At 60.0% G+C, this 15546-nt stretch carries 21 protein-coding genes and 1 tRNA gene; 4 read left to right on the forward strand and 18 right to left on the reverse strand.

Features of this window, described 5'->3' with window-relative positions:
• Positions 1-7: 7 nt before the first annotated feature.
• Entirely contained in the window at positions 8-298 is a 291-nt protein-coding gene (groES, locus tag HZC36_12040) for a co-chaperone GroES (protein ID MBI5707705.1), read from the reverse strand.
• A 265-nt stretch (positions 299-563) separates the two neighbouring features.
• Between groES and HZC36_12045 the strand changes: the two genes are divergently transcribed.
• On the forward strand, positions 564-1547 hold the full coding sequence (locus HZC36_12045; GenBank protein MBI5707706.1) for a PEP-CTERM sorting domain-containing protein: 984 nt from the start codon (positions 564-566) through the stop codon (positions 1545-1547).
• 71 nt (positions 1548-1618) lie between these two features.
• Here HZC36_12045 and HZC36_12050 read toward each other — a convergent pair whose 3' ends face one another.
• Together HZC36_12050 and HZC36_12055 are read right to left on the reverse strand one after the other, a co-directional pair.
• Positions 1619-1927 carry a hypothetical protein gene (locus HZC36_12050; protein ID MBI5707707.1) on the reverse strand — a complete coding sequence of 103 codons (309 nt, stop codon included), beginning with the start codon at positions 1925-1927 and terminating at the stop codon, positions 1619-1621.
• Positions 1928-2017: 90 nt separating this feature from the next.
• A tRNA-Arg gene (locus HZC36_12055) sits at positions 2018-2093 on the reverse strand.
• Positions 2094-2481: 388 nt separating this feature from the next.
• Between HZC36_12055 and nadC the strand changes: the two genes are divergently transcribed.
• The 3 genes from nadC (at position 2482) to HZC36_12070 (ending at position 5167) form a co-directional block, all read left to right on the forward strand.
• Positions 2482-3336, forward strand: coding sequence for a carboxylating nicotinate-nucleotide diphosphorylase (gene nadC / locus HZC36_12060; GenBank protein MBI5707708.1), 855 nt, complete (start codon positions 2482-2484; stop codon positions 3334-3336).
• 40 nt (positions 3337-3376) lie between these two features.
• Complete coding sequence (locus HZC36_12065; protein ID MBI5707709.1) at positions 3377-4111, forward strand: biotin--[acetyl-CoA-carboxylase] ligase; 735 nt, start codon at positions 3377-3379, stop codon at positions 4109-4111.
• A 276-nt stretch (positions 4112-4387) separates the two neighbouring features.
• Entirely contained in the window at positions 4388-5167 is a 780-nt protein-coding gene (locus HZC36_12070; protein MBI5707710.1) for a DUF5602 domain-containing protein, read from the forward strand.
• A 223-nt stretch (positions 5168-5390) separates the two neighbouring features.
• Here the strand turns inward: HZC36_12070 and HZC36_12075 are convergent, their stop codons facing one another.
• From HZC36_12075 to rplB, 15 genes are all read right to left on the reverse strand, one after another.
• Positions 5391-7262, reverse strand: coding sequence for a hypothetical protein (locus HZC36_12075; protein MBI5707711.1), 1872 nt, complete (start codon positions 7260-7262; stop codon positions 5391-5393).
• Entirely contained in the window at positions 7250-7585 is a 336-nt protein-coding gene (locus HZC36_12080; protein MBI5707712.1) for a hypothetical protein, read from the reverse strand. Before HZC36_12080 ends, HZC36_12075 begins: the two co-directional genes overlap by 13 nt.
• Positions 7582-8088, reverse strand: a complete 507-nt coding sequence (locus tag HZC36_12085; GenBank protein MBI5707713.1) for an RNA polymerase sigma factor — start codon at positions 8086-8088, stop codon at positions 7582-7584. The genes HZC36_12080 and HZC36_12085 overlap by 4 nt, the downstream gene beginning before the upstream one ends.
• A 120-nt stretch (positions 8089-8208) precedes the next feature.
• On the reverse strand, positions 8209-9009 hold the full coding sequence (locus tag HZC36_12090) for an ABC-2 family transporter protein (protein MBI5707714.1): 801 nt from the start codon (positions 9007-9009) through the stop codon (positions 8209-8211).
• A 164-nt stretch (positions 9010-9173) separates the two neighbouring features.
• Positions 9174-9962, reverse strand: a complete 789-nt coding sequence (locus HZC36_12095) for a hypothetical protein (protein MBI5707715.1) — start codon at positions 9960-9962, stop codon at positions 9174-9176.
• Between the two features lie 174 nt (positions 9963-10136).
• Complete coding sequence (gene rplE, locus HZC36_12100) at positions 10137-10724, reverse strand: 50S ribosomal protein L5 (protein ID MBI5707716.1); 588 nt, start codon at positions 10722-10724, stop codon at positions 10137-10139.
• 156 nt (positions 10725-10880) lie between these two features.
• Positions 10881-11279, reverse strand: coding sequence for a 50S ribosomal protein L24 (gene rplX, locus HZC36_12105; protein MBI5707717.1), 399 nt, complete (start codon positions 11277-11279; stop codon positions 10881-10883).
• A 1-nt stretch (position 11280) separates the two neighbouring features.
• Positions 11281-11652, reverse strand: a complete 372-nt coding sequence (rplN, locus tag HZC36_12110) for a 50S ribosomal protein L14 (protein MBI5707718.1) — start codon at positions 11650-11652, stop codon at positions 11281-11283.
• A 121-nt stretch (positions 11653-11773) separates the two neighbouring features.
• Entirely contained in the window at positions 11774-12094 is a 321-nt protein-coding gene (rpsQ, locus tag HZC36_12115; protein ID MBI5707719.1) for a 30S ribosomal protein S17, read from the reverse strand.
• Positions 12094-12387: a 50S ribosomal protein L29 gene (gene rpmC, locus HZC36_12120; protein MBI5707720.1), complete on the reverse strand. Its 294-nt coding sequence runs from the start codon at positions 12385-12387 to the stop codon at positions 12094-12096. The genes rpsQ and rpmC overlap by 1 nt, the downstream gene beginning before the upstream one ends.
• 20 nt (positions 12388-12407) lie before the next feature.
• Positions 12408-12830, reverse strand: a complete 423-nt coding sequence (rplP, locus tag HZC36_12125) for a 50S ribosomal protein L16 (GenBank protein ID MBI5707721.1) — start codon at positions 12828-12830, stop codon at positions 12408-12410.
• Positions 12817-13617, reverse strand: coding sequence for a 30S ribosomal protein S3 (rpsC, locus tag HZC36_12130; protein ID MBI5707722.1), 801 nt, complete (start codon positions 13615-13617; stop codon positions 12817-12819). The genes rplP and rpsC overlap by 14 nt, the downstream gene beginning before the upstream one ends.
• A gap of 3 nt (positions 13618-13620) precedes the next feature.
• A complete protein-coding gene (rplV, locus tag HZC36_12135; protein ID MBI5707723.1) occupies positions 13621-14250 on the reverse strand; it encodes a 50S ribosomal protein L22 in 630 nt (209 codons plus the stop codon).
• A gap of 79 nt (positions 14251-14329) precedes the next feature.
• The gene (gene rpsS, locus HZC36_12140) at positions 14330-14617 is read right to left on the reverse strand and encodes a 30S ribosomal protein S19 (GenBank protein MBI5707724.1); all 288 of its coding nucleotides are present in this window, start codon (positions 14615-14617) and stop codon (positions 14330-14332) included.
• Between the two features lie 98 nt (positions 14618-14715).
• Complete coding sequence (gene rplB / locus HZC36_12145) at positions 14716-15546, reverse strand: 50S ribosomal protein L2 (GenBank protein ID MBI5707725.1); 831 nt, start codon at positions 15544-15546, stop codon at positions 14716-14718.

The raw sequence follows: 15546 nt of genomic DNA on the forward strand, positions 1-15546 counted from the left end.
ATAAAGATCAGCCTACAATCGCGTAGACTTGGTCTTCGTCGAGGATGGTGTACTCCTCGACGCCGATGGTGACTTCGTTGCCGCCGTACTTGCTGAAGATCACCCGGTCGCCGACTTTGACGGAGATCTTGTTGCGCGTGCCGTCATCCAGGATGCGGCCCGGGCCAACGGCGATGATCTTGCCTTCCTGGGGCTTCTTCTTGGCGGCGTCGGGCAAGTAGATGCCTCCCGCGGTTTTCTCTTCTTCTTCGAGTAGCTGCACGACGACCTTGTCGCCGAGCGGTCGCAAGTTGCTCATGTCTTGTGTGTTTCCTCCATCACAGGGCGTTAGCACTCGCCCAAGCTGATTGCTAAATGGTACCGCGAACGAAGGGCGCTGTCAACCGGCGACCCGCATGGCCATGCAACAGTGCATCCTCCATTTTTTGCCAGACCGGCAATTTTGCTGTGGTCAATGAACAAAGTTGCCGCTACACTGTGTTCAGCGGAGTTCATCGGCTCCAATATCTGTTTGGCCCCATTTTGGGACCCGAGGGGTTCTGCCCTCGATGAGGAGGAGGAATATGAGAAATCGTTTGACGCCTGTGGCGTCCTTAGCAGCGTTGGCATTTGCAGCTGTGTCTGCCGCCCAGTTCAGCGACGACTTTGAGGTTGACAGCACTGCCAATTGGCAGTTCAACTCGTCGCAGACCGCGGATGGAACATCCGACAACTTCAACAACGAAGCCAACTTCTTCTTTGACTACTCGACGGTAGGCATTCCTTTGGCGCCGCACTCATCCTCTGGCGGAACGCGTGGCCTGAAGATGGAAGCGAACGTGTTCGGGACGACAACCGGAGTGCTTATGGGAATGAGCGCTTCGCCGATCGGCCAACACTTCTCCGGCGACTACAAGCTGAGCTTCGATTGCTGGCAGAACTTCCAGGGTCCTTTTCCAGGGGGGGGCTCCGGGACATCCCAGTTGACCCTCGCTGGACTCGGAAGCACTGACGGGCTGCAGTTCATTGGCGGTCCGTGGACGGCGGTCGGCTTTGCTGCGACAGGTGATGGAGGCAGTTCCATTGACTATCGCGCCTACGTTGACGCGGGCGCTCCGCTTTCCGAAGCAAGCGGCGCGTATGCGGCCGGCACGGGAAGCGGCGTTCGAAACAACACGAACTCCTATTACGGCAACTTTCAGGGAACCGTCCCAGCTGCGCAGACCGCATACGCTTCTGGACTTGGCTTCGGCAGCCAAACGGGAAGCACCAACGTTGGCGCCCTCGGAATGGCCTGGCGATACTGGGAGATCGAGAAGATCGGCGATACGGTGACGTGGACCGTTGATGGCAAGCTCATTGCAACTATCACTGGGGCAACGGCGCAGATGGGGAGCGACAACATCTTCATCGGCTACGGAGACATCAACACTAGCGCCTCCACCGAAGCCATCTCGCGACAGTTGCTCTTCGGTCTCGTGGACAACGTTCATGTGACCCCGGAGCCGGGCTCGATGGCCGTTCTCGGGCTTGGGATGTTGGCCCTTGCGCGACGTCGGCGCAAGTAGGCGCGCGACACCTCCAAAAGAAAGCCGGCCCCGCACAAGGTGCGGGGCCGGCTTTTCGCTGGATAGATGAGCTAACGAACGTAATGGATCTTGGGATCTTCCATGCTGTCGAGGAGCATGAGCGCGACCACAGGATGCGGGCGAGATTTGGCCACTTCTCGCGCCTCGTCGAAGGAAAGCTCGATGACCGACATGCCGCTGAGCTCGATCCACTCGGTGAAGCGAAAAGCGCTGGATTCCGTGCTGAAGCAGGCCAAACCGTGGACCCCAAGGTGGCAATAGCAGCCGTATTTGCCCGTGGACGGGTGGAAAGAGACGTAAACCGTGTCGGGAAACTCGTTCTCGAGGCCCAATAGAGGCTGTTGTAGCGTATTGACCATGCTCATCTCACTCTAATATCGGAGTGTTCGTGTCAACTTCTCAGACTCGAAATCCTCGCTGTGGGTTCAACTGTACCTCGAATTTTGAGGTGGCGCGGGCGAAGGGATTCGAACCCCCAACCCTCAGTTCCGAAGACTGATGCTCTATCCGTTGAGCTACGCCCGCGCAGTTGGGAGTCGATTGTACCTGGAGCGAGGAGGCAGGGAGGGCTGGAAGGGTGGAAGGGTGGAGGGGTGGAGGGGGTGAGGATTGTGAAGGGATGAAGGGATTAAGGGATGAGGGGACGGAGGGACGAACAGAAACGCCGCTAACCAGGCGCCACGCACCACGCGCCTCCCCCCTCGGGAGTACTGAAGACGATGTAGCCCAGGCGTCTCGCCTGGGTAACTTAGGTTCAACGATTGTAGTTGCCACGCGCCTCCCCCCTCGGGAGTACTGAAGACGGTGTAGCCCAGGCGTCTGGCCCGGGTAACTTAGGTTCAACGATTGTAGTCTTCGAGCACCAATCCACCATTTCTCGACACTCGCCCTTGGGGTAAACCTCCGAGCACCCGTGACGACTTGGCTTCAGCCCGAACCCGCCAACTGGTGGCATTGCGTCGACGACGCCATAGAAGAGGACGTGGGCAGTGGAGACGTGACCAGCGGGTGCATCGATCCCGACCTCCTCGCTGAGTATTCGATCGAAGCTCAGGCGGACGGAATCGTCTGCGGCGTCGGCATCGCCGAGTACCTTCTCAGCCCATATCCCTCCGATCCCGACGAATGCCGCTTCACGGTGTCCAAAGGGGACGGCGGCGGGGTGCAGCGGGGTGATCCGATCGTGTCGGGCGTGCTGCCGGCGCGCAGGGCCCTGATGGCCGAACGGGTGGCCCTGAACTTCATGATGATGCTGAGCGGCGTCGCGACGCTCACCGCGCAATACGTCGCGCGGACCGAAGGAACAAAGGCCGAAATCCTCGACACGCGAAAGACCACCCCAGGTTTGAGGGCGCTTCAGAAGTACGCCGTACGCTGCGGCGGCGGCAGAAACCACCGCATGGGGCTGTTTGACGGCGCCTTGGTCAAGGACAACCACATTGCCGCGGCGGGGAGCATTCGAGCGGCGGTCAAGGCCGTCAAGAGCTACCTTCCCCATACGCTGAACGTCGAGGTCGAGTGTCGAAACATGGGGGAGGTCAAGGAGGCGATCGAGGCTGGCGCAGAGATCGTCCTTCTCGACAACATGGACCCCTTCGAGATGCGCGAGGCAGTCCGAAACTTCCAAGGTCAAGCGCTTTTCGAGGCCAGCGGCGGCATTTCGCTCGACACGGTCAAGGGTGTGGCGCAGACCGGAGTCGACTTCATCTCGATTGGGGCGCTGACCCATTCTGCCCCAAGCCTTGCGATGCACATGGAATTCTCCTGAGCGCACCGGCGGCTCGCATTCGTGCCAAGCTAAGGATGCAATGCGTTTCGACACTTCGGAGGCTGCGTTTCTGGAGGTCGAGGAAGTCGATTCCACCCAGCACTTGGCAGCCCGGCTCATCAAGGAGAACGGCCACGCCCCTTCGCTGATCTTTGCGCACCATCAAACCTCTGGACATGGGCGTCACGGGCGAACATGGTATAGCGCACCCGGCGAATCCCTAACGGCGAGCTTGGTGTTTGGGGAGTATGCGAACGCTCCGAAACCCTGGCTGATCGGCATGGCGTTGGCATGTGCAGCCGCCAGCGTCCTGCATTGCCAGCTCCAATGGCCAAACGATCTCTTGGCGCGTGGCAAGAAGCTGGGCGGAGTTCTCACCGAAGTCTTTGAGGATCGCGACGGGCGCCGCATTCCCGTGGTGGGCCTGGGAATCAACCTGAACCAGAGCTCGTTCCCTCCCGAAATTGAGCAGCGCGCGATAAGCCTGACAATGGCCCACGAGGCTGGGTTCGGGGGAGCGAACCCAATGGCATTAACGCCGAGGAACATCCTCGCAAAGGTCGTGGAACGACTCCCCAGCCTTCCTGAACCCACCGAATGGGCCCACCTCTCACCGATCTGGGACCTCTTCGACGCGACCGCAGGCAAGCTGTATTCGATGCCTGACGGGCGTCAGGGTATCGCACTGAGGGTGGGGAGGGACGGCGAATTGTTGTTATCGGTCGAGGGAAATCCGATGGCCGTTCGAGCCGCCGAGGCCCATTTCGCCAACTGAAAGGGAGATAGCGGCCACGGACCGAAGGGAAGCAGAGTTGCCAATCTTCCCTGTCTCCCTCCCCAACCCCTCGCTCATCCCGGGTGGCCGGGACAAGGGAGGGGCTCTTCCGCTCCCCCAAAAAACCACCTCTTCAACTCCTCATCTCATGGCCTCAACTCATCACGTCTCGATCACACGGTCCCGGGGATCAAGCCCTAGGTCTTTACTGAACAGTAGGGATTCCCACATAATCTGTGCTGACGTGAGGCAGATAGCCTCCTAATGGAAGTGGATATGAACAAGAAAACCCTATTCGTATTGGCAGCCGTGATCGTCGGAGTTCCCGCCTGTTCCCTGGCAAGCGGGACCAAGACTGAAAAGGGCCCCTCCGTTTCGTTCGGCAGCGGCAAAGCCACCTCTTGGATCAAGTCGGATGCTAAGGGCAAACCGGTCGAGATGGGGATCAGCTTTCCGAAATCCGCTATGACGGGACTACCACCCGCAAACCCGGAGATCAAGGTTGCCAACTTCGACACGCACCTCTTCGAGATGGCCCTGCCCCGTTCAGCGTCCGCCACGGCGTTCACCCATGCCGCCATGGACTGGAATCCTCGCGGCCACGACCCTGAGGGCGTCTACACCGTGCCCCACATTGACTTCCACTTTTACACCCTGACGGAGAAGGAGCGCAAGGCGATCACGGCGCAAGGCGACGACCTGGCCCGCTGCAAGAAGGCGCCCGAACCCAAATACATGCCCGCGGCATACATTCAGGCGCCGGGGACGGAAGTGCCACAGATGGGATCCCACTGGGTGGACACGGCCACGCCAGAGCTGCACGGCAAGCCGTTCACCTACACGATGATCTATGGCTCCTATAACGGCAAGGTGGCGTTTGTCGAGCCGATGATCTCGAGGGAGTTCCTCGAAGCGGGCATCGAGGTGAACGCAGCGATCGCGCAACCCAAGGCCTTTCAGAAGAAGGGCAAGTACTACCCAACCCGGTTCAAGCTGCACCACGACGCAAAGTCTGGTGAGATCCACGTCATCCTCACTGGATTCAAGAAGCGATAGCTTCCGGAGAGCCCCCTCCTTGTTTTTGACGAAGTCGAAAATGAGGAGGGGGTTGGGGGTGGAGACCCGGGAGGCGTTGATCACCTCCCCATGTGGGCGGCCCTCACCCGGTTCACTCCTTTCACCAACCTCTCCCACTCGGGAGAGGTGGCAATAGCCCCCTCCTTGTTTTTGACGAAGTCGAAAATGAGGAGGGGGTTGGGGGTGGAAACCCCGATTGCGGCTAGGGCTTCCCGGTTGAGAGCCTGGGCAGGTTTGCGGCGACCCTCGCCCGGTGAGCTTCGGTCAGGAAATCGTTGTAGAACGGATTGAGGCGCGCATTGACGCTCAGGCCAAAGGCGGCCGCGCCGAAGTAGCCCACACACGCGACGGAGAACGCGACACTTGCCGCCAGCTTGCGCTTCTCGGATGAGAACGCACAGAAAAGGGCCCCTGCCATGCAGAAACTAAAGATGAAGTGATGCCCCGGATGCACGCCGCGCGGCAGGCTTGCGACCAGCCCCACCGCCAAACACGCCATCACGATCATGGCGAGGATCGGGCCCAGCTTGCTCCCCGCTCTCCAAAAGAAGACGAGGGCCAGCGTGTTTGCTCCCGCCAGTAGCAGGGAAAAGGGGAACGAAGCGGCCGCCAAGGCGCTGAGTCCTGCCAAAAGGCAGACCATATTGGCGCCCTTCTGGAACCCCTCCGAGGTGCCAAACATCTCGGTACCGGCCCGGAGCCCATAGAGCACCGCCATCATCAGGAACCACAGGGCCGATTCCATTCCCATCAACGAAGATCCGTCCGGCCGAACGTGGATCTTGGTCCACAGCACGCTCGTCACGATCAGCGCGAGCCCGAGAGCAACACGCGAGCGGTCGAAGCCCGACGGCGCGCGCCAGCTCCACACAAGCATCACCCCACAAGCCGCAAGCGTGGCAAGCAGGGAGATCAGGCCCAGTGCCGACACGATCGAGCCGATGAGGAAGCTGTCGTCTATCATGGACCCCGCGCCGCCGGCGATGACCCTCTGCCCGGCGTCTCTGAGCCGGTTGGCCTGGGTAGCCATCTCAATCACGTTCTGCCCTTCCGTGTCGATCCCAGCCTTGGCGAGCTCCATCTGAAACGTGCGGTAGAGTCGGCCCGACTTTTCGGCTTCGCGAACGACGCGGTCGGGCTCCTTTGCATAGGCGCCCGCCTTCGCGGCCGCTACCATGCCAGCCCGACCGATGAGCTGCCCGATGAGGGTTTGCGCTTCGCGTGTGATCAGGTAGCCGACCTTGTACACCTGAAGCCTCCGGCTCGCATCGGCCTTCGGGTCCGAAGACGGTTTGCACGTGATGCGCATCCAGTTCCGATGGTTGGCCACTTGGGGAAACAGCATTCCGGCTGCTAGAAGCACGCGCACACCCTCCCCACGATAACCCCAGCGCCTCTCAATGGTCTCCCGTGTGGCGGAAGCCGCCTCCAGCACGTACTCTTCGTAGCGCTTCATTTGGGAGGCACGATCCAGGCAAGATAGAGAGTCGGAATGGTCGCTCAGAGCCTCGCTCAAGGCGCCTCTCGAAATTGTCCAATAGGCATTGTCCGGTTCCAGAGCCTCGCCGCGTTTGGCCAGCTCAAGGGCATACTTGGTCACCCTCTCGCGCTCGGGAAGGACCTTCTTGGGTTTCGGCTCAGGATCGGTGTCCCTGTAGGGAAGCGAAATCGCCGGCTGGAACGCGAGGCGCAAGAGTTGGGCCAGCGCCATCACGTCCTTTGGGTTCTTGGTGCAGTAGGCGTCGAGTGGTTCGAGGCGCTTGGTGAGGATGGCCCCCCATTCCGGTGCATTCGGCCCTGGGTTGTAGCCCCACTCCGCATAGCCAAGGGCCTGGACGAACTGCTCTTTCTGGCCTGAAGGATGGATCTCGTCGGGATCCATCATGGGCATCGACGCGCTCGAGTTCCAAGGCGACTCTGCGAGGACCGAGAACGCCGGTCCGCCAGTCAGCCCAGACTTGGCGAGGTCTAGGTCGTTGCGAAAGCTCCAGCTCGACATCGGCGCCAGGGCCACGCACAGCACGAGGCCGATGCCGAAGAGGGTTAGGGTTCTGGGAGTGATCAGGCGCGCCACGCTTTCGCCTCCGTCCTTTGGGTTCCCGCCGGTTGGGAATGGATGGCGTCCTCTTGCGCCAGTCCCGCCTCTCGAAGCTGCTGCTTGAAGATCGGCATCGAGCTTGGAGTGGGGGCCATGCTGCCGGTTTGCGAGCATGCCACGAGGAGAGCTAGGCCGAGGCCGACGCTGATTCCGGCAGGCAATAAAGCTCCTGCCAGTGCGTTCAGAGCTCCACGAAGCCGGATCGCCCTCACCGCCACAGGGTCGGGCAGGCCCCTGGTTGGATTGGCCTCGTCGCAGACTTCATAATGTCGCTTCAGGGCGTCAAAGGGTTCGTTCATCGGGGGTCCTCCCATTTGGCGCGAAAGGCTTGCTTGGCGGTATGGAGCCTGGATGCGACGGTACCGACAGGAATCGCCAGGGACGAGGCGATCTCCTCGTAGCTGAGCCCTTCTCCGATCGCAAGCGCCAGCAGGGCTCGTTGCTCAGGCTTCATCGCCGAAAGAACGCTCTTCACAGCAAGGCCCTCTTCGAGGTCGGCTTGAACGGCACAGACCGGCATTTCGCCACTCATGGCGGCCGGGCACTGATCCAAGGCGCACCGCACCAGAATGCGACGGAACCAGCCTTTGGCAGCGTGGAGGTCCCTCAGTCCGCGATGGTGCCTGAGAGCCCGCAGCAGCGCGTCCTGAAGGGCATCCTCGGCCAGGTCGGGGTCGCCCGTGATCTTGATCGCGAGCCTGAAGCCCCACACGCGCCACTCCGAAGCGAGCGCTTCGAGGGCCCTTTGCGGGTCGCGCTCCTCCCGGGGCCTGAAGATGGAAACCGTTCTTGCTTGCAGCATGGTCCTGTTGAATAGACCCTTGTCGGAGCCCATTCCTTCATGGATTCTTGCTGATCTCGCCCGCGGGTCTCCCTCCCCAACCCCTCCCTCATTTACAAACCAAACGGGGGAGGGGCACGTTCACATCCCAACCGCCGTGTAATGCCGGAGCCCCAGTTTCCACATCTTCTGACCCACGAACAAAGCCCCGGCCACCCAGGCGGCCTGGATCAGAATGGTCTGCTGCGCTGCGGGCCCGGATAGCTTGCCGACCAGCATCTCCACCGGAGCGCCATTGGTGTAATAGAACGGCAGCATCTTTGTCAGGTTGCGGGCCCAATCCGGCAGAAGCGCCACCGGGAACATATAGCCGGACAGAAAGAGATGGGGGATGTAATACAGTTCAAAGATTGCAAACGCCTCCTGAACGTAGAGGGACAGCGAGGCCATCGCCATCACCGTTGAGAAGCTCACCAGGTGCCCCATGAAGAGCGAGACCCAGAACTCCGGGCTGAAATGCAGGTGCGCTCCCTTGAGGATCGGCTGGTACAGCCAATAGAGGGCGAGAAAGATCGGAAAGGCCAGCAACGGACGCAAGGTCCGCCAGGCAAGATTGTTCACGAACTGCCATTGGTAATAGCTGATCGGGCGCACCAGATAGATCGAAAACACGCCCTCCCGAACCTGATACGCCACCTCCCACATCATGTGGCACGTCACGAACGACGTTACGATGAGCGTACACAGGTAGTACAGCGTCATCTCGCCGACGGCGTAACCCTGGATCGTGCCCACGCGTGCCGCGCTGGCCCAGACCAATGGCATCGTGATGGCTGTGGTCGTGTCCGTCAGGATCCAGATCAGCATGGAGGCGCGGTACGCGATCGTTTCTTGGATCGCGATGGAATAGACCGCCCGCCACTTCCTCAAGAGGATCGCCACGAAGGTGATTATGGCGGGAAGGCTAAGCCTGGCGCGCCGTCAAAGTGGCCTCAATACCTATCGGTGTTTGACGAGGCCACATCCCATGCGTCCCCACAAGTGAGAACTCCCTCGTCAGATCCAGGTAAGGAGCAATAATGGAGTGTCCCGGGCGCTAACGATGCTCAGTTCTCGGCCCAGTCCCGAATCCACTCCCATTCTCTCTTGGCTGCAATCGTACGTTCTGCATCAAGCCGATTCAGCAACTCTTCAGTAGAGTTCAACCGATCGACGATCGAGTCGAACTCCTTGACTACGGCCTCTGGCACTCTCTCGTTGAACTCGACTGCTCCGTCGTCAGAAACCTTGTACTGTCCAATTCTGCCAAGGAGAAAGGCACAGAGTGCTTCAGCCGCTGAGAAGTTATCTAGTACGACTTGGAACTCTCGCTTCAGCGCTCTGTATTCGGAGCTCGACCCATCAAGATTTCGTGCAAGTTGCTCGCAAGCTTTCGTCGCTAATCTATTGCTTTGGGCCCGTTTTTTCAAGGCTCCGCATGCGACTTTTGCCGCTTGCCAACAATTTCTCTCGTAGAGCGTAGCCGCAGTCTGAGCTTTGCGAATCCTCCGCAGGCACTCTTCAAGGTTTGCCCTTGAGCTTAGTGATTCCGGCGAAAGTACCCACTCCCAGCCGAGAGTCATCAACTCGACCTCGTACTTGCGCTTAAGGTTGGCCACCTTCTCCATGTAGCCATGCAGGATCTCTTGAACCTCGCCCGAAGGCGTGTTGGGGAAGTCTTTACGCTCTATCGGCGCCTCGCCGCCTAGCACCCTCAATGCGTCTTCCGAAAATGCCCTCTGGAATTGCCTTTCCTCCCGACGTCCCTCAACGGCCGTGTTCACGCTTGGAACAATCCACAGCGTGATCGCAGCGCTCACCACGAGAGTGGCAGCTAAGATGATGACTGCTAACACCCAGGGCCCCTTGTTTGGGAAAACACCCATGCCTGCACCACTGCCATTCCTGCCGCAACTACTGCATAAGCAATTCGGCGGGAGACGTGTCAAAGCTTACCCCTTGGGTCTTGTCACAACAGGCCGCCAGCCCTATCCTGGCTGTCCGCTCGTTCCGCTAGCTCAGGATCGGCCTTACTTCTCGCGAAGCGGAAGTCCCATCTGCTTGAGGAACGACCACGCTTCCTGGTCGGTTTTCGCTGTCGTGCAGATCACGATGTCCATTCCGCGTTGGCGGTCGAACGAGTCGTAAGGGATCTCCGGGAACACCAGCTGCTCTTTCAGACCAAGCGCGTAGTTGCCACGGCCATCGAACGATTTGGCGGGAAGGCCCTGGAAGTCTCGAATTCGGGGCAGCACGACCGTGCAAAGGCGGTCGAGGAAGTGATAGGCGCGGTCGCCTCGCAGGGTGACCTTGCAGCCGATCTTCATGCCTTGGCGGAGTTTGAAGTTCGAAATGGCCTTCTTCGCGATGGTCACCACGGGCTTTTGGCCTGCGATGAGCGTCATGTCGCGAACGGAGTTCTCGAGGTGCTTGGGGTCCTTTTCACCGGTGCCGGTGCCCATGTTGAGCACAACTTTAACGAGCCGGGGCGCTTGCATCGGCGACTTGTAGCCGAACTCCTGAATGAGCTTCGGCGCAACCTGCTCCTTATAGATCGCCTTCAGACGAGGCGTCGGCAGGGCAACGGGCCCGCCTTCCGATTTCTTCTCTTTAGCCATTTTCTTCTACTCTGCTCTCCGATTTCTGACCGGAAAGCCACTTTGAGGGATGGGGAACGTGAAAAATGTGAGACTTGTGAGAGTTGTGGGAATGGCTCAACTAACACCGATGTCCATTCTCACCAAATTCACCTTTCCCTCGATTCTCACACGTCCCTATTTGTTCGGCTCGTCCTTGAAGACCGTTTTCGTCTTCTTGGAGTAGCGCACGATCTTGCCGCCGTCCTTCTTCCGGCCCACGCGGGTCGGCTCGCCGGTCTTGGGATCGAGCACCATCACATTGCTGACGTCGAGCGGCACGGGGATGCGGATTCGAGCTGACTTCTCGCCCTGCATGCGCGCCTTTCGGTGCTTGACGGCGGCGTTCAGGGGCAGCGGCTGGTCCTTGTCCTCTTCGTTCTCTTTCAGGACCATGACCTTGTTGGCCTTGGGGTCGACGGCGGCGATGAAGCCCTCTTCACCCTTGTCTTTGCCCGAGATGATCTTCACTCGGTCGCCCTGGCGCACTTTGAGCTTGATATGCTGGGCTCGTTTTTTGATTTCGGCTTTCGTCATGTTAGAGCACCTCCGGCGCGAGGGAAACGATCTTCATAAAGTTGTGGTCTCGAAGCTCGCGCGCCACCGGCCCGAAGATTCGGGTGCCTCTCGGCTCCATGTTCTGCGGATTGATGAGCACGCAGGCGTTGTCGTCAAACCTGAGCGTGCTGCCATCGACGCGTCGGATCGGCTTTTTGGTTCGCACGATGACGGCCTTGATGACGTCGCCCTTCTTGACGGGCATGTTGGGAGTCGCGGTCTTCACGCTGCCCACGATGACGTCCCCGACACCCCCGTACTTGGGCTGCGAACCCTTGAGCACGCGAATGCACATGACTTCTCGCGCGCCCGAGTTGTCCGCCACTTTCAGTCTCGAAAATTGTTGAATCATTGCTTTTCACAAAGATCGTGAGAGTTGTGAGAATTGAAGGAATTGTGAGAGTTCTGGGGCAGGCAGTCAGATGCCATGTGCCATTCTCACCATTCTCACCAATCAGTCCATTCTCACTTCCCTACTTCACCTTCTCCAGAATCTTTGAAACTCTCCAGCGCTTATCCTTGCTGATCGGCCGCGTCTCCATGATCTGCACTCGGTCTCCCACGTCGCAGGAAAGCTCGTCGTGTGCCTTGAATCGCTCCGAGCGCTTCACAACCTTGCCATAGAGTGGGTGCGCGATCCGGCGCTCGATGCTGACCACTACGGTCTTCTGCATCTTGGCAGATACGACCATGCCCTCTCGAACCTTGCGCGTACCCCGGTCTTCAGCCGCAGCCTCGACGACGGCGGCTTTGGCCTTCGGCGCAGCCTTCTTGGCCTTTTTCTCTGCTGCCATTACGCGTCACCTCCGCTCTTCTTGGTGACGGCGGCCTTCTTGGGAGCGGCTTTGGCCGGAGCCTTCTTGGGCGCCGGAGCCGCCACGGTCTCGCCGCCCCGCTTTTTCTCACCGATGATGGTCAAGATGCGAGCGACGTTGTGACGCCGAACGGCGAGCCCAGACCGGTCCATGTTCTGGCGAAAAACCAGGTCCCGTCGCGCCTTGTACAGCGCCGAGCGCTCGGCCGAGAGCATCTCTTCGAGCTCCGGCACGTTCTTGCCTCGCAGTTCAGTCGACTTCAGTGCTTTCATAGGTTTCGTTTGAGTCGGGCTTACGCGCCCTCGATATCGTGCTTGGTAACAAACTTGGAGCTGATGGGCAGCTTGTGCATGGCGAGCCGCATGGCCTCACGGGCCACCTCGACCGGCACGCCCTCCATCTCGAACATGACTCGACCCGGCTTGATGACCGCCACCCACCCTTCTACGGGCGCTTTTCCCTTTCCCATACGGGTTTCGAGCGGCTTCTTCGTGTAGGACTTGTCCGGGAAGATGCGGATCCAGACCTTTCCGCCGCGCTTCACGTGGCGGGTCATGGCGATACGGGCGGCCTCGATCTGTCGGCTGGTGATCCAGCCCGGCATGGTGGCCATCAGACCGAACTCGCCAAAAGCCACGGTGTTGCCCCGCGTCGCGGGTCCGGCCATTCGGCCTCGGTGCATCTTGCGGTACTTGACCCTTTTAGGCATTAACATCGTTCTTCACCTCCTCAACGGGAGCCGTGGCCTCCACAGGTGCTGGAGCGGGCTCAGGAGCCGGAGCCGGCGACGGGACGGGAGCTTCCACTTTGGGGGCGGCTTCGCCGGCCGGAGCGGCCACGGCTTCGGCGAGTCTGCGCTCGGGGAGGATCTCTCCGCGATAGATCCAGACCTTCACGCCTACAGAACCATAGATCGTGTTCGCCGTGGCGATGCCGTAGTCAATGTCGGCACGAAGCGTGTGCAGCGGCACCTTTCCAAGCTTGTCGCCCTCAGAGCGCGCGATTTCGGAACCGCCCAATCGGCCAGCAACCTGGATTTTGATGCCTCGCCCGTTCATTCGGGCCACGCGGGTCAGCGCCTGCCGCATCGCTCGACGGTGAGAAATTCGCTTCTCGAGCTGAACGGCAACGTTCTCGGCCACTAACTGGGCATCGAGTTCGGGCTGTCGCACCTCGGTCACGTTCACCTGAACGGATTGAAGGTGGTCGAACCGTCGGACCATCGCGTTCAAAGCCGCGCTCAGGTCGTCGATTCCCTTTCCGCCCTTGCCGATGATCGCTCCGGGGCGAGACGTGTAGATCGTGACCTTCACGCGGTTTGCCGCTCGCTCGATTTCGACGCGGGAGATGACGCCCTTCGCGATCCGGTTCTTGATGAACTCCCGGATGCGATAGTCCTGGTGAAGCGCGGGGCCATAGCCCTTCTTGTTATAGAACCAGTGGCTGTCGAAGCCACGGATCACGCCTACCCTAAACCCAACTGGATTGATCTTCTGACCCAAGCTTTACTCCGTTTCCTTTTCTTTGGCAGCCTCGGCGGCTGGCTCGACTTCAGCGTCTGCGGCGGCCGGCTCTTCAGCGGGCTCCTCTGCCGGTGTCTCGACCACGTCCTCGGCGGGAGATTCCTGAACCCCAGGAGCCTCGGCCACGGCCTCGGTCTCGACGACTTCTTCTGCGATCGGCTCTTCGACCGGAGCGGGCGCCGGAGCTTCCGCGACGGGCTTGGCCTTCGATTTCTTCTTCTCGCCGAACGTGGGCCTTGGCTTCGCCTGAGTGCCCTTGTTCTTGGTCTTCAGCGGCGCTTCGGTCTCCTCGACGACCACGGTGATGTGGCTGGTCTTCTTCTCGATCCGATAGGCGCGGCCCATGGCTCGGGGCTGAATCCGCTTGAGGCGGGGGCCGCCGTCCACATAGACCTCTGCGATCCGGAGCGAATCGCCGTTCAGGCCATAGTTGTTCTCCGCGTTGGCGATCGCACTCTCGATCACCTTGCGAAGGGCCTGTGCCGACTTGCTCTTGTGGAAGCGCAGCGTCGACGCCATGCGAGCGGCAGGATTGCCGCGGACCTTGTCCGCAACGATCCGCACCTTGCGCGGCTGCACCCTTATGTTCTTTCCGACTGCCTTAACTTCCATTGTCTCGTCTTCTTGATTCGTCTGGCGCGCTCAAAAAGGCCTTTGATTGTACCTTTTTGAACCTATGCCGGCCCGAATGCTACTTGATGCGGGTTCCTCGCTCGGCCAGGCCGCCCGCGTGGCCGCGGAACGTTCGCGTGGGGGCAAATTCCCCGAGCTTGTGCCCGATCATGTTTTCGGTGATGAACACCGGAACGTGCTTTCTGCCGTCGTGCACGGCCAAGGTGTGCCCGATCATCTCGGGGATGATCGTCGAGCGCCTCGACCAAGTCTTGACGAGCTTCTTGTCGCCTTTGGTGTTCATGTCTCGCACCTTCTTCAGAAGGTGGTCGTCCACGAAGAACCCTTTCTTTGTGCTTCTAGCCATGAGCTTTTACCAATTGCGGATTGCGGATGGCGGATTGCGGATTGGCTCGGATGGGACTGCCCCCAACCCGAGATCCGAAATCCCAAATCCTCAATTCACTAGCCGTTCCTCCGTCTCACGATGAATTTGTTCGTCCGCTTGTTCTTGCGGGTTCGCGTACCCAGAGCCTTGTTGCCCCAACGGTCCACGGGACCCTTCTTGCGGCCCACAGGCGACTTGGCTTCACCACCACCATGGGGGTGGTCCCTTGGCGATTTCACAACGCCGCGAATCGTCGGGCGCCGGCCAAGGCCGCGGTTCTTGCCCGCCTTGCCCATGCGCTCGTTCTCATGCTCGGCGTTGCCAACTTCGCCTACGGTCGCGCGGCAGTCCTGGTGGACCATGCGCATTTCGCCGCTGGGAAGCCTCAGCGTGACATAAAGACCTTCTTTGGCCATAACCTGGGCCGCGGCGCCCGCCGACCGGACCATCTGGCCGCCCTTTCCCGGCTGCAGCTCGATGTTGTGAACGAGCGTGCCGAGGGGGATGTTTTTCAAGGCCAGGCAGTTGCCCGGAAGGATGTCCGACTCCGGCCCGCTGCTCACCTTGGCGCCGACTACCAGGCCCTTGGGCGCCAAGATATAGGCCTTTGAGCCGTCGGCGTAGTGGAGCAGCGCGATGCGGCAGGTGCGGTTCGGATCGTATTCTATCGCAGCCACCTGGGCAACAACGCTGTCCTTCGTTCGCTTGAAGTCGATGATTCGATACTTCTGCTTATTGCCGCCTCCGGTCTTGAAAGCAGTGGTGCGGCCCGTGTTGTTTCGGCCGCCGCTCTTCGGCTTGGCAGACGTGAGCGACTTCTCCGGCTTGGACTTGGTGATCTCCGAATAGGTGGCGCCAATTTTGTGGCGCCTGCCTGGAGAGGTTGGTTTGAGTGGCTTTACGGGCAT

Source organism: Armatimonadota bacterium (assembly GCA_016223145.1).
In the GTDB taxonomy this organism is placed as follows: Bacteria; Armatimonadota; Fimbriimonadia; order Fimbriimonadales; family Fimbriimonadaceae; genus Nitrosymbiomonas.

Coding starts and splice junctions, on each gene's coding strand:
- rplB (MBI5707725.1), bottom strand. CDS start 15,546: ATGCCCGTAAAGCCACTCAAACCAACCTCTCCAGGCAGGCGCCACAAA.
- rpsQ (MBI5707719.1), bottom strand. CDS start 12,094: ATGGCAGCAGAGAAAAAGGCCAAGAAGGCTGCGCCGAAGGCCAAAGCC.
- rpsS (MBI5707724.1), bottom strand. CDS start 14,617: ATGGCTAGAAGCACAAAGAAAGGGTTCTTCGTGGACGACCACCTTCTG.
- HZC36_12045 (MBI5707706.1), top strand. CDS start 564: ATGAGAAATCGTTTGACGCCTGTGGCGTCCTTAGCAGCGTTGGCATTT.
- rplE (MBI5707716.1), bottom strand. CDS start 10,724: ATGGCTAAAGAGAAGAAATCGGAAGGCGGGCCCGTTGCCCTGCCGACG.
- rplN (MBI5707718.1), bottom strand. CDS start 11,652: ATGATTCAACAATTTTCGAGACTGAAAGTGGCGGACAACTCGGGCGCG.
- groES (MBI5707705.1), bottom strand. CDS start 298: ATGAGCAACTTGCGACCGCTCGGCGACAAGGTCGTCGTGCAGCTACTC.
- HZC36_12065 (MBI5707709.1), top strand. CDS start 3,377: ATGCGTTTCGACACTTCGGAGGCTGCGTTTCTGGAGGTCGAGGAAGTC.
- HZC36_12085 (MBI5707713.1), bottom strand. CDS start 8,088: ATGCTGCAAGCAAGAACGGTTTCCATCTTCAGGCCCCGGGAGGAGCGC.
- rplX (MBI5707717.1), bottom strand. CDS start 11,279: ATGACGAAAGCCGAAATCAAAAAACGAGCCCAGCATATCAAGCTCAAA.
- rpmC (MBI5707720.1), bottom strand. CDS start 12,387: ATGAAAGCACTGAAGTCGACTGAACTGCGAGGCAAGAACGTGCCGGAG.
- rplV (MBI5707723.1), bottom strand. CDS start 14,250: ATGGAAGTTAAGGCAGTCGGAAAGAACATAAGGGTGCAGCCGCGCAAG.
- HZC36_12050 (MBI5707707.1), bottom strand. CDS start 1,927: ATGGTCAATACGCTACAACAGCCTCTATTGGGCCTCGAGAACGAGTTT.
- HZC36_12070 (MBI5707710.1), top strand. CDS start 4,388: ATGAACAAGAAAACCCTATTCGTATTGGCAGCCGTGATCGTCGGAGTT.
- HZC36_12080 (MBI5707712.1), bottom strand. CDS start 7,585: ATGAACGAACCCTTTGACGCCCTGAAGCGACATTATGAAGTCTGCGAC.
- rplP (MBI5707721.1), bottom strand. CDS start 12,830: ATGTTAATGCCTAAAAGGGTCAAGTACCGCAAGATGCACCGAGGCCGA.